The sequence below is a fragment of the Microbacterium sp. AG157 genome (assembly GCF_003385695.1).
GTDB classification, from domain to species: Bacteria; Actinomycetota; Actinomycetes; order Actinomycetales; family Microbacteriaceae; genus Microbacterium; species Microbacterium testaceum.
On record NZ_QRDK01000001.1, the window covers coordinates 850,087 to 870,056 of the forward strand.

13 protein-coding genes are annotated in these 19,970 nt (G+C 69.0%); all 13 read right to left on the reverse strand.

Translation table 11 applies throughout. The features are described 5' to 3' along the window. Positions 1-660: a 50S ribosomal protein L3 gene (rplC, locus tag DEU35_RS04160; RefSeq protein ID WP_056226244.1), complete on the reverse strand. Its 660-nt coding sequence runs from the start codon at positions 658-660 to the stop codon at positions 1-3. Between the two features lie 8 nt (positions 661-668). Further along, on the reverse strand, positions 669-977 hold the full coding sequence (gene rpsJ, locus DEU35_RS04165; RefSeq protein ID WP_013584016.1) for a 30S ribosomal protein S10: 309 nt from the start codon (positions 975-977) through the stop codon (positions 669-671). Between the two features lie 443 nt (positions 978-1,420). Beyond that, positions 1,421-1,636: a hypothetical protein gene (locus tag DEU35_RS04170; protein ID WP_103206784.1), complete on the reverse strand. Its 216-nt coding sequence runs from the start codon at positions 1,634-1,636 to the stop codon at positions 1,421-1,423. A gap of 177 nt (positions 1,637-1,813) precedes the next feature. After that, positions 1,814-3,007, reverse strand: a complete 1,194-nt coding sequence (tuf, locus tag DEU35_RS04175; protein WP_056226238.1) for an elongation factor Tu — start codon at positions 3,005-3,007, stop codon at positions 1,814-1,816. A 161-nt stretch (positions 3,008-3,168) separates the two neighbouring features. Continuing rightward, positions 3,169-5,283 carry an elongation factor G gene (fusA, locus tag DEU35_RS04180; RefSeq protein ID WP_056226235.1) on the reverse strand — a complete coding sequence of 705 codons (2,115 nt, stop codon included), beginning with the start codon at positions 5,281-5,283 and terminating at the stop codon, positions 3,169-3,171. Between the two features lie 86 nt (positions 5,284-5,369). Continuing rightward, complete coding sequence (gene rpsG / locus DEU35_RS04185; RefSeq protein ID WP_013584050.1) at positions 5,370-5,840, reverse strand: 30S ribosomal protein S7; 471 nt, start codon at positions 5,838-5,840, stop codon at positions 5,370-5,372. A gap of 5 nt (positions 5,841-5,845) precedes the next feature. Beyond that, positions 5,846-6,214, reverse strand: coding sequence for a 30S ribosomal protein S12 (gene rpsL, locus DEU35_RS04190; protein ID WP_013584051.1), 369 nt, complete (start codon positions 6,212-6,214; stop codon positions 5,846-5,848). Between the two features lie 354 nt (positions 6,215-6,568). Then, on the reverse strand, positions 6,569-7,516 hold the full coding sequence (locus DEU35_RS04195; RefSeq protein ID WP_116238680.1) for a hypothetical protein: 948 nt from the start codon (positions 7,514-7,516) through the stop codon (positions 6,569-6,571). Further along, positions 7,513-9,084, reverse strand: a complete 1,572-nt coding sequence (locus DEU35_RS04200; protein ID WP_103206786.1) for a DUF5684 domain-containing protein — start codon at positions 9,082-9,084, stop codon at positions 7,513-7,515. The genes DEU35_RS04195 and DEU35_RS04200 overlap by 4 nt, the downstream gene beginning before the upstream one ends. Further along, complete coding sequence (locus DEU35_RS04205; RefSeq protein ID WP_103206787.1) at positions 9,081-11,591, reverse strand: transglutaminase domain-containing protein; 2,511 nt, start codon at positions 11,589-11,591, stop codon at positions 9,081-9,083. Before DEU35_RS04205 ends, DEU35_RS04200 begins: the two co-directional genes overlap by 4 nt. Beyond that, entirely contained in the window at positions 11,588-12,964 is a 1,377-nt protein-coding gene (locus DEU35_RS04210; protein WP_258873314.1) for a DUF58 domain-containing protein, read from the reverse strand. The genes DEU35_RS04205 and DEU35_RS04210 overlap by 4 nt, the downstream gene beginning before the upstream one ends. Positions 12,965-13,010: 46 nt before the next feature. Then, positions 13,011-13,976, reverse strand: a complete 966-nt coding sequence (locus DEU35_RS04215; protein ID WP_103206788.1) for a MoxR family ATPase — start codon at positions 13,974-13,976, stop codon at positions 13,011-13,013. 49 nt (positions 13,977-14,025) lie between these two features. Then, on the reverse strand, positions 14,026-19,962 hold the full coding sequence (locus DEU35_RS04220; RefSeq protein ID WP_258873315.1) for an Ig-like domain-containing protein: 5,937 nt from the start codon (positions 19,960-19,962) through the stop codon (positions 14,026-14,028). Positions 19,963-19,970: the final 8 nt, after the last annotated feature.

Here is a 19,970-nt window from a genome sequence, read left to right on the forward strand (position 1 = left end):
TCAGGCACCCTTCACTGCGTTGCGGACGTAGACGATGCGGCCACGAGCACCGGGGACGGCGCCCTTGACGAGCATGAGTCCCTTCTCGGCGTCGACGGCGTGCACCGTGAGGTTGAGGACGGTCACGCGCTCGCCACCCATACGGCCGGCCATGCGCATGCCCTTGAAGACGCGGCTCGGAGTCGACGACGCGCCGATGGAGCCGGGCTTGCGGTGGTTGCGGTGCGCACCGTGGGAAGCGGACACACCCTTGAAGTTGTGGCGCTTCATGACACCGGCGGTGCCCTTGCCCTTGCTGGTACCGACGACGTCGACCAGCTGGCCGGCTTCGAACAGACCGTCGACGGTGAGCTCCTGGCCCAGCGCGTAGTCCGCGGCGTCGGCCGTGCGCACCTCGGTGAGGTGGCGGCGCGGGGTGACACCCGCGGCGTCGAAGTGAGCCGTCAGGGGCTTGTTCACCTTGCGGGGGTCGATCTGGCCGTAGCCGATCTGAACAGCGTTGTAGCCGTCCTTCTCAAGCGAGCGCAGCTGGGTCACGACGTTCGGAGCGACCTCGATGACGGTGACGGGAACGAGCTTGCCGTTCTCGTCCCACACCTGGGTCATGCCGAGCTTGGTGCCGAGGAGGCCCTTGGAGATCTTGGAGTTGATGTCAGCCATGTCGAACCTCAGAGCTTGATCTCGATGTTGACATCGGCAGGAAGGTCGAGGCGCATCAGCGAGTCGACGGCCTTGGGCGTCGGGTCGATGATGTCGATGAGGCGCTTGTGGGTGCGCATCTCGAAGTGCTCGCGGCTGTCCTTGTACTTGTGGGGCGACCGGATGACGCACACGACGTTCTTCTCGGTCGGCAGGGGAACCGGGCCCACCACGGTGGCGCCGGCACGGGTCACGGTGTCGACGATCTTGCGGGCCGACGAGTCGAGCCCAGCGTGGTCGTACGACTTCAGGCGAATGCGGATCTTCTGTCCCGCCATTGTCTGCTCTCTCTCTTTCTCGCGTCTTACCCGACCTGGGGCATTGGACGCACGGTGGCGCTCTCGCGCCCTGGCACTTCCCCTCGCTCTCGCGAGAGATGCTGCACCCTGTTCAGCTGTCAAACCGGAGGACTTGGCATCCGGCCCGCCCCTCGCACGCACGCGCGCGAATCCCACAGAGGGATGAAGGGGTTTCGGTGTAATGTTCTGCTGCCCGCGGCCCAGGACCCTGCGCTCTCGCGCCGCCTGTGCACTGCCCTGACAGTGATCCTGGCGCGCGCCGAGCACGCACCGGAATGTGGAACTGGACTAGTCTACGTACCGCTCGGGCGAGTCGCAAACCCGGGCGTGTCGCGCCCGGCCGATGCACAGCAAACCGCTCGCCCAACGACAGCGGCGCCGCCCCGGATCATCGGGGACGGCGCCACTCCAGCCTGGGTTCGTCAGGCGTTACCGATGTGCTTGTCGACGTTCGCGCGCGTCTCGTCGACCTTCGCGTGATGTTCCTCCGGAACGATCTTCTTGATCGCGTCGGCCGCTCCGTCGAGCACCTTGTCGCTGACCTCTTCGGCCTTCTCGCTCTTGAGCGCCTCTTCGATCTTGTCGCGGTTCTCGTCGAGGAGCTTCTTGCCCTTGGCGATGATGTCGTCCACTCCCATGTGCATCTCCTTCGCAGACTCGGTCGGCTGGCACGCCGACCCCGGTTCGATCTTGACCGTGGGTAGCGACAACCGAAACCCCCGCGGGCATCGAGTGCGAGTGGTGTAGAGCACATCCGGGGACGACAAAGGCCGGGCCCGAAGGCCCGGCCTGTGCCGAGTGAAGTCTGGAAGGACTTACTTGAGGATCTTGGTGACGGTACCGGCACCGACGGTGCGGCCACCCTCACGGATCGCGTAGCCGAGGCCCTCTTCCATGGCGATCGGCTGGATGAGCTCGACCGACATCTCGGTGGTGTCACCGGGCATGACCATCTCGGTGCCCTCGGGCAGCGTGATGACGCCGGTCACGTCGGTGGTGCGGAAGTAGAACTGCGGACGGTAGTTCGTGAAGAACGGGTTGTGGCGGCCGCCCTCTTCCTTGGACAGGATGTACGCCGTGCCCTCGAAGTTGGTGTGCGGGGTGACCGAACCGGGCTTCACGACGACCTGGCCGCGCTCGACGTCGTCACGCTTGGTGCCGCGCAGGAGCAGACCACAGTTCTCGCCGGCCCAGGCCTCGTCGAGCTGCTTGTGGAACATCTCGATACCCGTGACCGTGGTCTTCTGCGTCGGGCGGATGCCGACGATCTCGACCTCGGAGTTGATCGCGAGGGTACCGCGCTCGGCGCGGCCGGTGACGACCGTGCCACGACCGGTGATCGTGAAGACGTCCTCGATGGGCATGAGGAAGGGCTTGTCCTTGTCACGCACCGGGTCGGGGATCGACTCGTCGACGGCTTCCATGAGCTCGACGATGGCGTTGACCCACTGCTCGTCGCCCTCGAGAGCCTTGAGGCCCGAGACGCGAACGACGGGGGCGTTGTCGCCGTCGAAGTCCTGCGACGACAGGAGCTCGCGAACCTCGAGCTCGACGAGCTCCAGGATCTCCTCGTCGTCGACCATGTCGCTCTTGTTCAGCGCGACCAGCAGGTAGGGAACGCCGACCTGCTTGGCGAGCAGAACGTGCTCACGGGTCTGAGCCATCGGGCCGTCGGTGGCGGCGACCACGAGGATCGCGCCGTCCATCTGAGCGGCACCGGTGATCATGTTCTTGATGTAGTCGGCGTGACCGGGCGCGTCGACGTGAGCGTAGTGACGCTTCGGGGTCTCGTACTCGACGTGCGAGATGTTGATCGTGATACCGCGCTGACGCTCTTCCGGCGCCGAGTCGATCGACGCGAAGTCACGCTGAACGTTGGTGGCCGACGGGAACTTGTCGGCGAGCACCTTCGAGATGGCAGCGGTGAGCGTGGTCTTGCCGTGGTCGACGTGACCGATCGTTCCGATGTTCACGTGCGGCTTGGTCCGCTCGAACTTGGCCTTAGCCACTGGGTCCTCCTCAGGACGTTGGTTGCGAGGTCTCGGGCACTGGATTGCGACCGGTTCTTCGCGGGGATGGTTCTCAGATTACTAGAGAGTCGGTATTCAGTTTGAGCGGATGCCGGGAACCCGAGCAGAACCCGGGGTTCCCGGCATCCGTGAGAGCGGTGTTACTCGCCCTTGTTCTTCTGGATGATCTCGTCGGCGACGGCCTTCGGGACATCGGCGTAGCTGTCGAACTCCATCGAGTAGACGGCGCGACCCGAGGTCTTCGAGCGCAGGTCGCCGATGTAGCCGAACATCTCGGACAGCGGCACGTTGGCCCGGACGACCTTGACGCCGGCAGCGTCTTCCATCGACTGGATCTGGCCACGACGCGAGTTCAGGTCGCCGATGACGTCGCCCATGTACTCCTCGGGAGTACGCACCTCGACGGCCATGATGGGCTCGAGGATCGTGGGGTTCGCCTTGCGGACGGCCTCCTTGAAGCCCATGGAGCCGGCGATCTTGAACGCCATTTCCGAGGAGTCGACGTCGTGCGAGGCACCGTCGAGGAGGATCGCCTTGACGCCCACCATGGGGTAGCCGGCGAGCACGCCGACGTTCATGGCGTCCTGGAAGCCCTGGTCGGTCGGCGAGATGTACTCGCGCGGGATGCGACCACCGGTGACCTTGTTCTCGAACTCGTAGGTCTTGTCGGCCGTGACCTCGAGGGGCTCGATCGCGAACTGGATCTTCGCGAACTGGCCCGAACCACCGGTCTGCTTCTTGTGGGTGTAGTCGTGACGCTCGACCGACTTGCGGATGGTCTCGCGGTACGCCACCTGGGGCTTTCCGACGTTGGCCTCGACCTTGAACTCGCGCTTCATGCGGTCGACCAGGATGTCGAGGTGGAGCTCGCCCATGCCCTTGATGACGGTCTGACCGGTCTCGGAGTTCTGCTCGACGCGGAACGTCGGGTCCTCTTCGGCGAGCTTCTGGATGGCGACACCCAGCTTCTCCTGGTCGGCCTTGGTCTTGGGCTCGATGGCGACCTCGATGACCGGCTCGGGGAAGGTCATCGACTCGAGGACGACCTGGTTGGCCGGGTCGCACAGGGTGTCACCGGTGGTGGTGTCCTTCAGACCGATGACCGCGTAGATGTGGCCGGCGGTGACGGAGTCGACCGGCATCTCCTTGTTGGCGTGCATCTGGAAGATCTTCCCGATGCGCTCCTTCTTGCCCTTGGTCGCGTTGACGACCTGGGCACCGGAGTCGAGGTGACCCGAGTACACGCGGATGTAGGTGAGGCGCCCGAAGAACGGGTGCGTCACGATCTTGAACGCGAGAGCGGCAAAGGGCTCCTCGCGGTCGGCGTGGCGCTCGATGACGATCTCTTCGTCCTTGGGGTCGTGCGCCTCGATGGCGGGCACGTCCAGGGGCGAGGGGAGGTAGTCCACGACCGCGTCGAGCATGGGCTGCACGCCGCGGTTCTTGAACGCCGAACCGCAGAGCACGGGGTAGAGCTCCGAGTTGATGGTCATCTTGCGGATGGCGCCCTTGATCTCGGCGACCGTGAGCTCCTCACCGCCGAAGAACTTCTCGAGGAGGGCGTCGTCGGACTCGGCGACGGTCTCGAGCAGCTGCTGACGGTACTCGGCAGCCTTGTCGGCGAGGTCGGCCGGGATCTCCTGGATCTCGTACTTCGCGCCCATGGTCACGTCACCCTTGGCATCGCCGGGCCACACCAGGGCGCGCATCTCGACGAGGTCGATGACGCCGACGAAGTCGTTCTCGGCACCGATCGGCAGCTGGATGACCAGCGGCTTCGCCTTCAGGCGGTTGACGATCGTGTCGACCGTGAAGTAGAAGTCGGCGCCCAGCTTGTCCATCTTGTTGACGAAGCAGATGCGGGGGACGTCGTACTTGTCAGCCTGACGCCACACGGTCTCGGACTGGGGCTCGACGCCCTCCTTGCCGTCGAAGACGGCGACAGCGCCATCGAGCACGCGCAGCGAGCGCTCGACCTCGACCGTGAAGTCGACGTGGCCGGGGGTGTCGATGATGTTGATCTGGTTCTTGTCCCAGAAGCAGGTGACGGCAGCGGAGGTGATCGTGATGCCACGCTCCTGCTCCTGCTCCATCCAGTCGGTCGTCGCCGCACCATCGTGCGTCTCGCCGATCTTGTGGTTGACGCCCGTGTAGAACAGGATGCGCTCGGTCGTCGTGGTCTTGCCGGCATCGATGTGAGCCATGATGCCGATGTTGCGGACCTTGTGAAGGTCGGTGAGCACGTCTTGTGCCACGGGTGTCTTCCTTACCTGTTGGGAGGTTGATGCCGGGCCCATCGGAGGGTCCGCGACCGGGGTCGGTCACGAACCCTCCGCGGGTTTTACCAGCGGTAGTGCGCGAAGGCGCGGTTCGACTCGGCCATCTTGTGGGTGTCCTCGCGGCGCTTGACCGCGGCACCGAGGCCGTTCGAGGCGTCGAGGATCTCGTTCTGCAGACGCTCGGTCATCGTCTTCTCACGACGACCCTTGGCATAGCTCACGAGCCAGCGCAGCGCGAGGGTGTTCGCGCGGTGCGGCTTGACCTCGACGGGAACCTGGTAGGTCGAGCCACCGACGCGGCGGCTCTTGACCTCGAGGGTGGGACGGACGTTGTCGAGCGCCTTCTTCAGCGTGGCGACGGCGTCCTGGCTGTTCTTCGCCTCGACACCCTTGAGGGCGTCGTAGACGATCGACTCGGCGATGGACTTCTTGCCGTCGACGAGGATCTTGTTGACCAGCTGGGTGACGACGGGAGCGCCGTAAACCGGGTCGTTGACGACGGGACGCTTCGGGGCAGGACCCTTACGAGGCATGTTTCTCAGCCCTTCTTCGCGCCGTAGCGGCTACGAGCCTGCTTACGGTTCTTGACAGCCTGGGTGTCGAGCGCACCGCGGACGATCTTGTAACGGACGCCGGGGAGGTCCTTGACGCGACCACCGCGGACGAGCACGAGCGAGTGCTCCTGCAGGTTGTGGCCCTCACCGGGGATGTAGGCGGTGACCTCGGTGCCGTTGCGCAGCTTGACACGGGCGACCTTGCGCATCGCCGAGTTCGGCTTCTTGGGGGTCGTGGTGTACACGCGGGTGCACACGCCGGCCTGCTGGGGGTTCGACTTCAGCGCGGGAGCCTTGGTCTTCGAGACCTTCGGCGAGCGGCCCTTGCGAACCAACTGCTGAATGGTTGGCACGTTCTCTCCTTGATTGGCTGGGCGTTCCTCGCGGTGACGCCCAGGGTGCTGCACGGTGACAGCGTCGTGTCTCCCCCGCCATGTCGCTCATCTTGCGATTCGTGACGTGTCGGGCTCACGTGTGATCCACCGCGCGACAGAATGATCTAGCGCGATTCGTGGTGGATATGCCGTGGGGGCGACCTGTTCGCAGGCCGATCCCTGAGATGGTGCGAGCGTTGATCCGAACGACCCACCCGAAGGCATGGCGCACGGCGCGCGTGAACGCACACCCGGCCAATGATACGCGTTCCCTGGGACACGGGCAAACGTGAACGGGTCCGGTCGCTGGGAGTCTTCCGGATGCCGTGAACCTCAGCCGGTCAGCAGCAGCGCAGCCCCGATCACCGAGGCGACGAGCACGACGACGATCACGGATGCGAGAACGACGACGCGGGCCGCACCCGCGCGCGCCCGGGGGCGCACCGTCGCGGCGTCGCCGGACGAGGGGACGCGGACGGCGGGCGCACGCTCGACACGCACGGGTCCTTCCCGGCGCGGGCCGTAGGACTGGCGAGCAAGAGCCGCCGGTACGCGCGCGTCGCGGACGGCCCCCTCGACGAGGGGATCGGATGCGGCCGAGGCGGCCTCGCGGCGACGACGGCGGGATCCCGAGGCGGTGTCGTCGTCGACCTGCGGAACAGCGCGCGCGCGTGTGGCCCCGTCGATGCCGGGTTCCGCGGAAGATCGACGGCGGGTGACGTCGTCGAGATCGGCGGCGCCCGCCCCGGCGTGGGGAGGTCGTCGCGTTGCCTCGTCGAGGCCGGGGGCAGGAGCGGCGGGCGAGGCCACCGGAAGAGAAGCGGCCACGCCGCGAGGAGCGGTCGTGCCCACCTCGTCGTCGACGGAGCCGATCGCCTCGGGAGCGGCGCGGGGGGCCGGTTGGGACACGATGGTCGCGTCGTCAGGTGCGCCGTCCGAAGAGATCACGATCGCGTCGTCGGGAGCCGCGACATGCGAACGGACCGTGTCGTCGTCCGGAGCGGAACGACGGGAGATCACCGTCTCATCCACGGGAACATCGGTCCGGGAACGGACCGTGTCGTCGTCCGGAGCCGAACGACGGGAGATCACCGTCTCGTCCGCGGGAACGTCGGCCGCGCCGCGCGCGGTCTCGTCTTCCGGGGCCTCGCGGCGCGACAGGATCGTCTCGTCGACGATCTCGTCGTCTCCAGCGGCGGGCGGAGTGGGCCACGCCCGCAGCCGACCCGCCCAGAGGGTGACCTCCTCGGGATCGTCGGCGCGGTCGTACGGACCGCTCACGCGTCGCTCCGTGAGAGGCGCACCTCCGCGTCACCGAGGAAGAAGCGTTCACCGGCTTCGATCTCCTCGCCGGGAGGGGCCTCGACCTCGGTGCCCATGAGGGTGGCGAACAGCACGCCGTTCGTCGAGTGCAGGTCGGTGACATACCAGGTGTCACCGCGGAGTTCGAGTCGTGCGTGGGTCTTCGAGACCGTTCGCGTCTCGTCCGAGATCGCGACGAGCTGCGCGTCCGGATACGCAGAATCCGGACCGGGCCGGCGCCCGAGGATGACGACCGCCGAGGTGAGGTCCACCGGCGTCCCGCTCGGCGGCACGAGCGCCCAGGGGATGCGCTTTCGTCGGGTGACGACGGTCCGGTCGAGAGCGTCGAAGTCCTCATCGGCCGAGACCGAGGGAACCTCGGGTTGCGTGTAGAGCGCGGACACCGAGGTGCGGGCGGAACGCGGGGAGCCGGCATCCGGAGCCTCCGCCACCGCGGAGACCGCCTCGGACAGCTCGGGGAAATCGTCCGTGGCCGCGGCCACCGAAGGGCGGGGAGCGGGAACGGCGTCGGGCGCGGGCCGCGTGAGCGGTACGTCCGCGATGGGAGCCGGAATGGCGTCTGCCGTGGTGCGACGCGGGGGGTTCGCCCAGGGAGCGACGACGTCGGATTCCTCCTCGACCTCCTCGACGGACGCCGGCTGCGCCTCGGGAGCGGCCGGGGGCACGGCGACGGGAGGCGCCCAGGTCGGTGCGGAAGCGTCGGCGGGGGGCGCGTCGAGAACGTGGCGTCGCGAGGACTCCGCCGGAGCCGGCGGGGCAGGCTCAGGACGGTGGTCGTCCTCCGGCGAACCGTCGCGCAGGGCGTCGAGCACGTCGAAGACCGAGGTGGCGGGCGCGACCTCCCGCGGCTCGGAGCGGCGTTCGTCCTCGACCCGAGGACGGTCGCCTTCGGCCATCGGGACGTGTACCGGAGGAGCCCATCCGTTCACCGAGGGAACAGCATCCGCGAGGGGGGTCGACGGAGCGGCGAACGGGACGGCGACCGGCGCGGACACGGGCGCGGGCGGGGCGGGCGGGGCGGGCGGGGCCGCGGCATCCGGGGGCGAAGACTGCGGGGCCTGCTCCGGAGTCCACCCTCCGATGAGCGGCACGTAGGGGCCCTCGAAGTCCTTGCCGCGACGGACGGGGGCGGAGTTCTCGTCCGGACGCTGAGTGCGACGCTCCCCGTGCCAGCGGGCGGAGCCGAAGCCCAGGATGCTGGCCCAGACGACCGGGAAGAGCGCCCCCAGGACCGTGAGTCCGGCCCCGACGCCGAAGCCGGTGTTGATGCGGTGGATCGCGACGACGAACACGGCGATGAAGGCGAGGAGACCGAAGATCGGCACGAGATTGAGCAGGACCAGCCAGGGAGAGAAGCCACCGACCTTGAGCACGGTCGCCACGTTCAGGACCGGCACCCAGGCCTTCCAGCCCGGCTCTCCGATCTTGCGGAAAAGAGCCGAGAGGGCGAGCGCGAGCCAGACGTACAGCACGACGACGAGAGCGAACGACGTCGCCCCGAGAACCACCATGGTCGAATCGGTCATGTCGTATCGCGGTCCACCAGGGCGGTGGAGCGCTTCCCCCTCTCGTCGCGGTGCGGCGACCCCCGCCTCGAGGGGCGTGGGGCGAGGAACCGCAGGAACGATCTCAACGATACGGCCGCACGCAGGCGCCGCCAGAAGCCCCGCTGACGACTCAACGTACGGCGTTCTTCGTCGACGATGCGCCAGAAGTCCTCCACCTCGTCGGGGTCGACGTTCTCGGACGAGAAGACGGCGCGATCGGCTCCCGCCGCGAGGACGGTGCCGGACGGGGTGGCGAAGGCCTCGGCCACCTCACGTCGGGTGGGCGCGCGCGGTACGGTGCGTCCCGCGTCGATACCGGCGTCGACGTACTCGTCCCAGCCGCCGGCGATCGCCGAACGGGGATCCGCGTCACGACGACGTCCCCTCCGGCGCAGAGCCTTGGCCACGACGACGGCGAGGAAAGGGCCGAGAACGACGAGCAGGATCAGCAGCGAGATGCCCGCGATACGAAGGCTCGCCCACAACCAGGCGAGGTCGACCCCGTCGTCGGTGCGCGGTTCGTTGTCGGTCGAATTGTCCTCCTGCACGGGCTCGGGCGGGACGACCTCCTCGACCGTATCGGGGCGGACCTCGGTGACGTTCTCGGGATCCTGCTGCTGGGTGACCTCGAGGCTCGGCGACTGCTCCCATTGGGGGGTCACGTCGATGGGGGCCCAACGCCCGTCGGAACCCTGCACCTCGGTCCACGCCGTCAGATCGCTCGCTCGACACTCCCCCGCCTCGCACGTGGCGAGCTTCGGATCGGTCGACACCAACCGCGTCCCCACCACCACGCGGGCGGGGAAGCCGAGCTCGTGCGCGATCAGAGCCGTGGCGACGGCGAACTGCTCATCGTCTCCGACGGCCGCGACGAAGTTGCCCGAGGCCGCGGCACGCGGGTCGTCCTCTCGTTCGAGCAACCGCTCGAACATACGGTCTATGCGGGCCAGCGAGTGACCGGAGGCGCTGGGCTGCAGCTGGTATCCCTGCAGGGCGGCGGCCCACTTCGGGATCGGCCCGCCCTCCGGCGCCAAGCTGTGACTGAGATATCCGCGCTGGCGGAGCATCTGAACGAGGCTCTGCAGTGCGGCCCCGTCGTTGCCGGTGGCATGCTCCTGGACCCAGCGTCGAAGGTTGTCGCCGCCCGCGACACCGTCTCCCGCACCGGGCGGGGTCAGCGAGGCCAGATCGTCGGAGGCGGGTTCGACGGCGTCGATTCGGTAGCGATCCCCCGCGACGAGTCCACCGTCGGCGGTCTGCACACCCGCCTCGGCATCCGAACTGTAATAGAAGCGGTCGGCGAGGATTCCACGTCGATCCCCCTCGAACGTCGCCGAAGCGAGGCTGCCGGCCGTCGGCATCCAGATGCCCCCGAGATCGACGATCTCGACGTCGGCTTCAACGGGGCGGCCCTCCCCCGCATCCCGCGTCGACGGCAGGCGCACGAAGCCGGACCCTTCGTTGCCCGACGCGCGGAAGATCTCGCCGTCGTAGGTGTCGAGGGTGGCGATCCGGATGCGGTCGGGTTCTGTCCCTGTGCCGCTGATGCGGAAGAGAACGTCGTCGGACCGCGCGTCCGAGAACATCGATCGGTACTGCGAGAGCGGGCTCACGGCCTCGGCGATCAGCCGCTCGGGTCCTGCGGCCGATCTGAGCACCTGGCGGTCGGCGTTCCGAGCCGCAGCGGGCACCACCGCGACGGTGAGGGCCACAGCGACGAGAAGCATGCCCGCACCGAGCGCCAGACGACGTCGATCCGCCCGCGACCGCCCCGGTCCGACGGGAACGGTCGAGACCTCGCTCGCGCGACGGAGAGCGCGCCCGCGTTCGTCCTGCGCCCGCCACGCCAGCCAGAGCACCGCTGCGAGCAGAGCGCTGAGCCCGATCGCGGTCTCCACCGGCGCGGGAAGGTCGACCGGCCCCACCGACAGGGGCGCGCTCGTCGACGAGCGGCCGAAGAACAACCCGAAACCGGTCATGCCGAGACCGCCGACCACCGCGAACGGCGCCCAGCGGTCGCCGCGGATGGCGAGAGCCGACGTCAGAGCCGTGCCCACCAGGAAGACGACGAGCGCGGGGATCAGCAGGTTGCGGTACGCCCCGACCGGCAGATCGACGGTGACCAGGTCCTTCCACGCGACGATGACGCCGGCGAACGATTCGCCGAGGCCGCGGAGGACGTCGAGGGGCGACGTCAGACGGGAGGGGACGGCCAGCGGAACCGCGAGCACGGCGAACGCCCCCAGCAGCCCCGCGGCCAGGGTCCAGCCGCTCCACCGGCGCCACGAGACCACGCCCACGACGACACCGGCGACCACGGCCGCGACGATCACGAGCAGGAGGAAAGACCATGACGCGTAGATCGGCCACGCGGCGAGGGCGGCGAGGACGACAGAGACCACCGCGTAGGCGGCGGCGGCCGCGTAGCGCGGGAGATCCGTCGCGCGGCGGCGAGGTGCGGCGCGCGAGCTGCGGCGATCGCTCATGAGGTCGCTCCGCGGACGAGGAGACCGGAGAGGTCGTCGAGGGTTCCGATCGTCAATACCGTCAGACCGGCGATGTTCTGCATCCTCGGGTGGGCGCGCTCGTCGCAGATGACGGCGGCGACAGAAGTGTCGGCGGGGAAGGCGAGGGCCGCTTGACGGAGGCGGGTCAGGGGCACGGCCGCGCCGACGACCACGAAAGCGATGGACAGACGTTCGTTCGCCTCGGATGCCAGACGGCAGACGTCCTCGACGGGCATCGTGTTCTCGTGCCGGTCGATGGAGCTGAAGCCGTCGAGCATCGTGCGCGGTGCGGCGACAGGTATGTGACGGATCGCTCGGAGGCGCCCCTTCACGACGCGCGGGATCTCCGACCCGGTCACGATGTCGATGTCGCGGGCGTCGCGGACAGCGCGCAGGCCCAGGGAAGCCGCGGCTGAGACGGCGAGCTCGTACTCGTCGGCATCGGTGTACTCCTGAGTCGCCGCGGCGAGCACGACGGCCATGCGCGAGCGCCGCGATTCCTCGTATTGCCGGACCATGAGCCGGCCCGTCTTGGCCGTCGACTTCCAGTGCACCTGACGACGCGAGTCTCCCGGGGCATACTCGCGGATCGCGTGGAAGGACATGTCCGCGTCGACGAGACGTCGCGTGGCGTTGCCCTCGAGGTCGCGCACCAGACCGGCGCTGGTGGAGGGCAGCCCCACGGTGCGCGGGTGGACGAACAGGTCGTGGACGTCGTCGAAGGCGTGCTCCCGCCGCAGAAGTCCCACGGGATCGCTGCGCACCGTGGTCACGGGGCCGACGCGGACGACGCCGCGCGGGAGCGGCGGGATCTCGAGGGGCTCGGTGGAGCGCTGGCCGGGACGGAGGAACGGCACCCCGAACTCCACGAGACCGCGACCCACGGGGATGTCGAGGCGACCGGGCAGGGCGGGTCTCGCGCTCTCGTTGCGCACGACGATCTCGCCCGTCACACCGTTGCCCGCCGTCACGCGCTCGTGCTCGAGAGCCAGATCGACCTCGTACGCCCGAGCGCCGAACAGGAAGGGCACGCTCATGAGCAGCAGCAGCAGGGCCGCGCAACCGGCGACCATCCATTCGACCCACCCGAACAGCACGCCGAAGAGCAGACCGATCGTCGCGGCGACCACGACCACCGCCCCCGCGGGGCGCACCGTTCTGCCGGCCCAGCGCACCGCGGCGGAGACCGCCTCGGTCGTGATCCGCCACCACTCGGCGACGCGGACCACCGCGCGCACGATGCGACGCTGCCGACGGACCGAGGTCGAGGTGACGGAGGTGCGCGAACCGGTCGCCATGGTTCCCGCGGAGGTCCGCGTGAGACGCGACTCGGTCAGATTCAGATCGGGCACGACTCACCCCCGGAGCGGGGTGCGGCTGCCGCGGGACGGACCACCGTCAGGCGCTCTCGCGCTGCGAGGGCGGCTGGGTGTCGAGCAGGACCTGGCCGATGACGGCCTCCTGGGTGACACCGTCGAACTCGGCCTCGGGATGCAGGATGAGGCGGTGCGCGAGCACGGCGACGGCCAGTGCCTTGACATCGTCGGGGGTCGCGTACGTCCGGCCCTGGGACGCCGCACGAGCGCGAGTGGCCCGCGTGAGGGCGAGAGCCCCGCGGATGCTCACGCCGAGGCGGACCTCGTCGGCCGTGCGGGTGGCATCCACGAGGCGGGCGATGTAGTCGAGGACGAGGGCATCGACGTACACGGATGCCGCGAGGTCGGCCATGCCGACGAGGGCCTGGGGCGTGATGATCGCGCGCAATTCTGCCGTTGCCACGGGCGCGCCGTCGAGGATGCGGACGGTCGCCGCGTGGTCGGGGTAGCCGAGCGAGGTGCGGAGCAGGAAGCGGTCGAGCTGGGCCTCGGGGAGGCGGTAGGTTCCGGCCTGCTCGACGGGGTTCTGCGTGGCCAGCACGAGGAAGGGCACACCGACCTCTCGCGAGACGCCGTCGATGGTGACCTTGCCCTCTTCCATGACCTCGAGCAGAGCCGACTGCGTCTTGGGGCTCGCGCGGTTGATCTCGTCGGCGAGGACGATGTTGGCGAAGATCGGGCCGGTGTGGAACTCGAAGGTGCCCGTCTTCTGGTCGTAGACGGTGATACCGGTGATGTCGCCGGGAAGCAGATCGGGCGTGAACTGGATGCGCGTGTTCGTTCCCTGGACGGACGACGCAACGGCGCGGGCGAGCGAGGTCTTGCCGGTACCCGGGACGTCCTCGAGCAGGACGTGGCCGTCGCTGAGCATGGCGGTGAGCACCAGCTCGACCACGTGCCGCTTGCCGAGGACCGCGCGCTCGACGTTGTCGGCGATCTGCGAGAAGGTCTGGGAGAACCAGGTGGCCTGCTCCTGGGTGATCGTCATGTCGAAATCCTTCGGTGGGCGAGGGCGGGAAAGGGGATGCCGGGAGGGCTCAGGACGAGGGGTTCGAGGTCGGTGTGCCGGGCTTGCACTGGTCGCCGAAGTCGTCGGATGCCGAGTCGAGGTTCCAGCCCTGGCTCGACCAGTCGACGGTGACGCGGATGCGATCGACGCGAGTGGTGCCCACCGGGACGGCCGTTGCGGCTGCGCCCTCGGCTCGCGGCAGCTGCTTGCCGTCCTTGTCGAAGTAGCGCGCGTTGTCGTAGTTGAAGGTGATCTTGGCCTTGTCGTTGCTCGACGAACCACTGGCGCTGAGCGTCTTGCCGCCCTCGCAGCTCGCGACCTTCCACGAGGCCTGGACCTGGTAGGGCGCGCTGCCGTTCGCGGGTTTCACGGGCGCGTACTCGGACTGCGTTCCCCAGAGCTGGTGCTGGAAGTAGACCTGGATCTCGGGATCGCGATCGTAGGTCTTGTTGCCGGGACCCCAGTTGACGAACTTCGTGTCGTTGTAGCGCGGAGGCGGATCGCCATCGTTGATGCGATCGATACTCCAGCGCGCGGTGTTGTCGTTCCCGACGTCGGCCTTCGACCCGACGCGGAAGGTGTACCCCTTCGGCGCCGCCTTGCTCTGCTGGGCATCGACCTGCTTGTCCAGACTCACCGAGCCATACGAGCGGCCGTTGAACCACGACTCGGCGCACATGGTGAAGCTGTAGGTCTCGCCGTCGCCGAGGGCCGTGAACTGGCGCGTGTCGCCCCCGCTACGGGGAATGCAGGGCAGACCCTTCCGGACGATGTCGAAGCGCACCTCGGAATCCGATCCGTTCTGCTGCGCGGTCGCGCGCGCATCCACCGTCGAGGTGCCGTTGCCGTTCGACGTCGAAGTCAGCGTCAGGTCGGGGTTGGTCGGTGCACCGACGCCGTGCGCCGTGCCGGAGTAGACGTTTCCGGCCGTCGCGCCGCCGAGCCCCGGGGGCACGGTGAACCGCGAGATCGGTGTGACGGTGACCGCGGTCGACGCGTTCGAGCCGACGCGGAACCGGGCCACCTGCACGACGTCCTGGTTGCGTCCGACGCTCACCTGGATCTTGTCGCCCGCGGCGCTCGCGATCTCGAGCGTGCCGGTCTCGGCGCTGTCGACGCCCTTGATGACGAGGTCGGCGAGGTTCCCCTCTCCCCCGGTCTGCGTGGGCGTGAAGTCCATTCCCTGCGGAGCGTTCGGGGGCCGGTACGCCCATCCGGTGGTGCGCACGGCCATCTTCGATTCGCCCACGCTGTTCACCGCGTTCACGACGTACTCGCGCTGCTCGCCGTTGGGCGCCGAGATCGGCGGGCAGCTGCCGTCTGCGCCGCACTGGCCCACGACAGTACCGTTGTAGCGCACCGTGAAACCCGAGATGGCGGGGTAGGCGCGTCGCGCCTCGCCCGGGTCGACGCGCAGCGTGACGGAGCCGTCGGCGTAGGCCGTCTGCCGGACGCTTCCGGGCGGGCGGGGGAATCCGAGCAGATCGAGCACGACGCGGGCGTCGCGCGTCGAGGCCGTGGTGCGCCCCTGCGCGTCGCGGAGCGTGACGCTCGCGCTGCAGGTCGCACCGGGAGCATCGTCGCTCCACGAGGCGACGATGCTCGAGGTCGATGCCACGCCGAAGGTGACTCCCGCGCACGCCGCGGTCGGGCGCACGTCGACGACCTCGAGGGGAGTGCGCGGCAGCGGGTTCACCTCGCCGCTGGTTCCGATCACATCGATCGGGCAGCTGGTTCCGCTGGCCTGAGAGCACTGCCTCGAGGTCGTTCCGCCCTGGGGAAGGGTGGACGGGGCCGCGCCGACGCGCAACACGAGTCGAGCCGGCGCGACGGCGTTGTGGCTGGTGACCGAGATGATCGCGGCGTTCTCGGTACCCGGGACCGAGCGGTCGTTGCCGGTGACCGTGACGATGGAGCCGTCGACAGAAACGCTGAAGGCGGATCCGCCGTAGTCGAGGGCGTAGCGGATGCCGTTCCAGTCCTCGCGGCCGAGCTGCCAGCTGGTCATGTTGCGCAGGTCGAACGTGGCGGTCTCCCCGGGGCCGACCGTCAGCGCGGCGGGCTTGAGCTCGGGCTGGGGATCACGGGCGACGATGCCGATGGGCACGGAGACCACCGTCCACTCCTCGGTGCCCGCGATACGCACCGGCACCTGACACGCGTCGGTGTACGGGGACCCGGCCCCGGCGTCGTAGCGGACGGTCGTCCCGGACACGGAGCAGCGTCCTTCGGCACGGACACCCGTCGCGGACACGTCGGTCCCCACCTCGAGCGCGGCGCGGCGCGGGAGCGCGACGAGGTTGGCCATGTCGAAGTCGACCGAGGCCAGCTCGTCGACGCGCTGCGCGGCGCCCGGGCGCAGGGAGAGGCTGAGGTCGTCATCGCCGGGGACGCGCAGGAACGCATAGGTGGTCACGTCCGTGTCGCCCACACGGCCGGTGATGGCGAACGGGATGACACGACGAGTGGCCGGCAGGGCGCCCGAGATCTGACGGCCGCTGAGGGTGACGTCGGAGGGCTGACCCCACAGCGACACGTCGAGGTCGCCGACCTCGCCGCCGGACCAGGTGGCCTTACCCGCGAGCACGTCGACACCGGTCGTGAAGTCGTCGCGGTTCTCGACGGTCAGCACGGTGTCGGTGACGACCGGGTAGTCGGGGACGTTCTCGCGCACGACCTTGACGACGATGAGCCCTCGGCCGGTGTTTCCCGAGTCGGATGCCACGTCGTAGAGGAACGACATGGTTCCCGGCTGCTCGCCGGCCTCGATGACGACCCCGGTGTCGGACACCGAATCGATGAAGCCCTTCAGGCGCGCGTACTCGGGGTTGTCGCTCTCGTCGACCAGTTTCTCGGGCAGGTCGGGGCGCACACCGGTGAGGGTGAGACGTCCCTGCGTGGGGTCGATGTCGTTGGCCAACGGGCTGACGCGGATCGTGCGATCGACGCCGGCCTGCACCTGCACGTAGTCGGTGAAGGTGATCGGGCTGGGGTTCGCCTCGGCGTCCAGCACACCGATGCGAACGGTGCCTTCCCCCGTCGCGCCGGACGAATCGGACACGCGATAGCGGAACGAGACCTGACCGCGATCGCCGGGCACCGAGGAGTACAGGATGCTCGAGCCGTCCGCGGAGATGGATGCCGTGCCTCTGTTGGGCTGCGCGACGATCCGGTCGAGTGTGACGGCGTCGCCGTCGGGATCGACGCCGAAGCCGTGGAAGTCGATCGAGGTGGTGCCGCCACTGAGCACTCGGCCCTCGAGGGTGTCGGGCAGGGGCGCGCGGTTGGCCTCTCCGCCCAGGACGGTGATGTGCACCGTCGCTTCGTCCCAGAGCGCGGGGGTACCGGTCGTGTAGACGCGGTATGTGACTTCGTACGATCCCGGCGTCGTGGGGGCGAGGTAGCGGAGCACGCCCCCGGAGGTGAAGGCGAGGGCGTCACTCGCGGGTTGGGTCTGCACGCTCGAGGGGTCGAGGGTCGGGCGACCTCCCGCCGGTGAGATGTCGTTGTCGAGGACGGGGATGTCGATCTGGGCGCCGACGCGGACCGTGACGTTGTCGTCGACCGCGATCGGGGCGATCTCGGGAGCGGGCGGCAGAAGGTACACCGTCGCCTCACCGGTCACGCGAGAACCCTCGTCGTTGGTCCCGTCGCTCACCGTGTAGGCGACGGTTCCGAGCAGCCCGGCCGAGCCGTCGGCCGTGCTCCCCGACACGCGCAGGTCGTTCTGACCCACGGTGTCCACCGTGAGCGACGCACCCTCTTGGGCCGTCGCCGCCACGTCGCTGAGCAGCAGCACGCGGCCGGTCGGGTTGGACACGGCGCTGAACACGTCGAGCGTGGCGTCTTCCTGGGGCCGCACGAACGCCACGACGGGAGAGGTCGCGAGCTGGGCGGGCGCGTCGGCGGGAAGCAGCGTGATCCGCGCGGTGCCCGTCGCGTCGCGGCCCCCGCCGTTCACGGTGAAGTCCACGCGGTACACGCCGGGCTGGTTCGCCGCGAAGTCGAAGGTCGTGCTGCCGCCGACCACGGTGGCCGTGGCCGCCGCATCGTCGAGGACCCGCACCGAGGTGAGGCTGACGTTTCCGGCCGTGCCGGTGACGTGCGGTCCGACGTCGACGGCGACGGAGGATCCGACGGTGTCGATCTTCGCGAACGACTGCACCGCGAGCGTGGGATCGGGTGCCACCCGGATCACGAGCGGCTTCGTCGTCTTCGCGCCCTCGGTATCGGCGACCGTGACGTCGAGCTGGATGTTCTGCTCGCCGCCGGAGCCGTCGTCGGCGTGCTGGTAGACCACGTCCCCGCCGGGGGTCGCGGCGACCGTACCGACGCCGCCGGGATTGTCGACCGAGAGCAGCAGCAGGGGGTCGCCGTCGGGGTCCACCCAGCCGGGCAGCACCGGAACGGTGATCGTGCCGCCGCGCGCGACCTCGGGGGTCGGCCACGGCTGCAGGCACTTGTCGACGCCGCACCAGACGGGCGCCGCATTGGTCTGCGCGGGCGAGACCGTGAGCGTGACGGTCGCCGGAGCGGAGTTCAGCCCGTCGGCAGCAGTGCCGTCGGTGACCGAGTACGAGAACGTCGCGCTACCCGTCGCTCCCGGAGCCACCCGAACGGCCAGGCGCTGGCCGGAATCGGTGACGGTGAGGCTGCCGAAACCCGGATCGAGGCCCGTGACGCTCTCGGCGATGATGCTGAGGACGTCCTCGTTGGGGTCGTGATCGTTCAGGAGCACCGGCAGTGTCGTGAGCCGTCCGGGTCGTACGCCGAAGGCGTCGGGCTCGGCGATCGGCGGCTTGGGGTCGAGCACCACGCTCAGTTTCTCTTCGCTCTGGACCGCCGTCTGCTCGGTGCGATCGTCGAGCGACCAGTTCTGACTCGAGGCGACGAGCGTCCCGTCGGGGACCGTCCAGACCCAGCCCGTGCGCGTCTCGTTGAGGATCACCGCGTGGTCGGTGGCCACGAAGACCGGTCGACGCTGGTCGGGCATGGTCGCCCCGCCGTAGTCGAGGTTCGTCTCGCCCTGGTCGGAGCGCCAGAGTGTTCCGCGCGCGTCTCCGGGGAGCAGCCACGCGGCGTAGGCGACTCCCTGATGCGAGAGGGGGCGCGCAGGCTGACCGAGCACGTTGCCGCCTCCGCCCATCTCGCGCCGCGGCTCGGACCCATCGGCGGGGATGCTCCAGAGCGACTGGTCGTCGGCGACGTACACGGCACGTGCCTCGGCGTCGGCGTCGGCGACGACGAGCTGATCCGCCGCCTCGATCGTGACGGGGTCCTCCCCGCGCACCCACACGCGTCCGGCGTCGGCATCGACGAGGACCCAGGTGTCGCCTGCGGCGGAGAGCACGGGGGCGGCCACGTCCGCGTCGAGGGCGTCGCGCCCGCGCAGCTCGTCGGCCTCGATGTCGTACCGGATGACGGAGCCGTCGGCGGAGGAGTACGCGAAGAGCATGCCGCGAGCATCGAGGGCGATGGCATCCGCGGTGTAAGAGGGAGCGTTCTCGTCCGTGGAGGTGCCGAAGGGGTCGAGCTCGGTCGGCTTCTGGCCCGCCTGGCTCAACCTGCTCGCGAAGAGCGTGCCCGTGTCGGTGCGATAGACGGCGTAGTCGCCCGCCGTGGCCACGGACGTCGTGCCCGGCGGTGTATCGGGAGCTGCCTCGAGCTGGTCGTCGGAGAGATCGACGGGCTGTGCCTCGTTGATGCGGGTGAGCTTGCTGAAGCTGTCGGTGAAGAGGTAGGCGCCGTCGCCGCTCTGGACGACCTGGCTGGGGTTGCCGGCCGTGCGCACGGTGTCGAGCTCGCCGACGGTGGTGTTGACGCGCGCGTAGCGCTGGCCGTCGCCGGTCTGGAGCGCCCACACCGACGTGTCGACCTCGGGGGTCTGCTGGGCGTCGAGGCCGGGCCACACGATGCTCGCGGTGATGACCAGGGCACCCGCGGCCAGGGTGGAGGCCAGGCCCACGATGTTCC

What these genes read in the sequence shown, in the direction of transcription:
- DEU35_RS04200 (WP_103206786.1), bottom strand. Translation starts at nt 9,084, where the DNA reads ATGACCGATTCGACCATGGTGGTTCTCGGGGCGACGTCGTTCGCTCTC.
- rplC (WP_056226244.1), bottom strand. Translation starts at nt 660, where the DNA reads ATGGCTGACATCAACTCCAAGATCTCCAAGGGCCTCCTCGGCACCAAG.
- rpsG (WP_013584050.1), bottom strand. Translation starts at nt 5,840, where the DNA reads ATGCCTCGTAAGGGTCCTGCCCCGAAGCGTCCCGTCGTCAACGACCCG.
- DEU35_RS04205 (WP_103206787.1), bottom strand. Translation starts at nt 11,591, where the DNA reads ATGAGCGATCGCCGCAGCTCGCGCGCCGCACCTCGCCGCCGCGCGACG.
- DEU35_RS04170 (WP_103206784.1), bottom strand. Translation starts at nt 1,636, where the DNA reads ATGGGAGTGGACGACATCATCGCCAAGGGCAAGAAGCTCCTCGACGAG.
- rpsJ (WP_013584016.1), bottom strand. Translation starts at nt 977, where the DNA reads ATGGCGGGACAGAAGATCCGCATTCGCCTGAAGTCGTACGACCACGCT.
- DEU35_RS04215 (WP_103206788.1), bottom strand. Translation starts at nt 13,976, where the DNA reads ATGACGATCACCCAGGAGCAGGCCACCTGGTTCTCCCAGACCTTCTCG.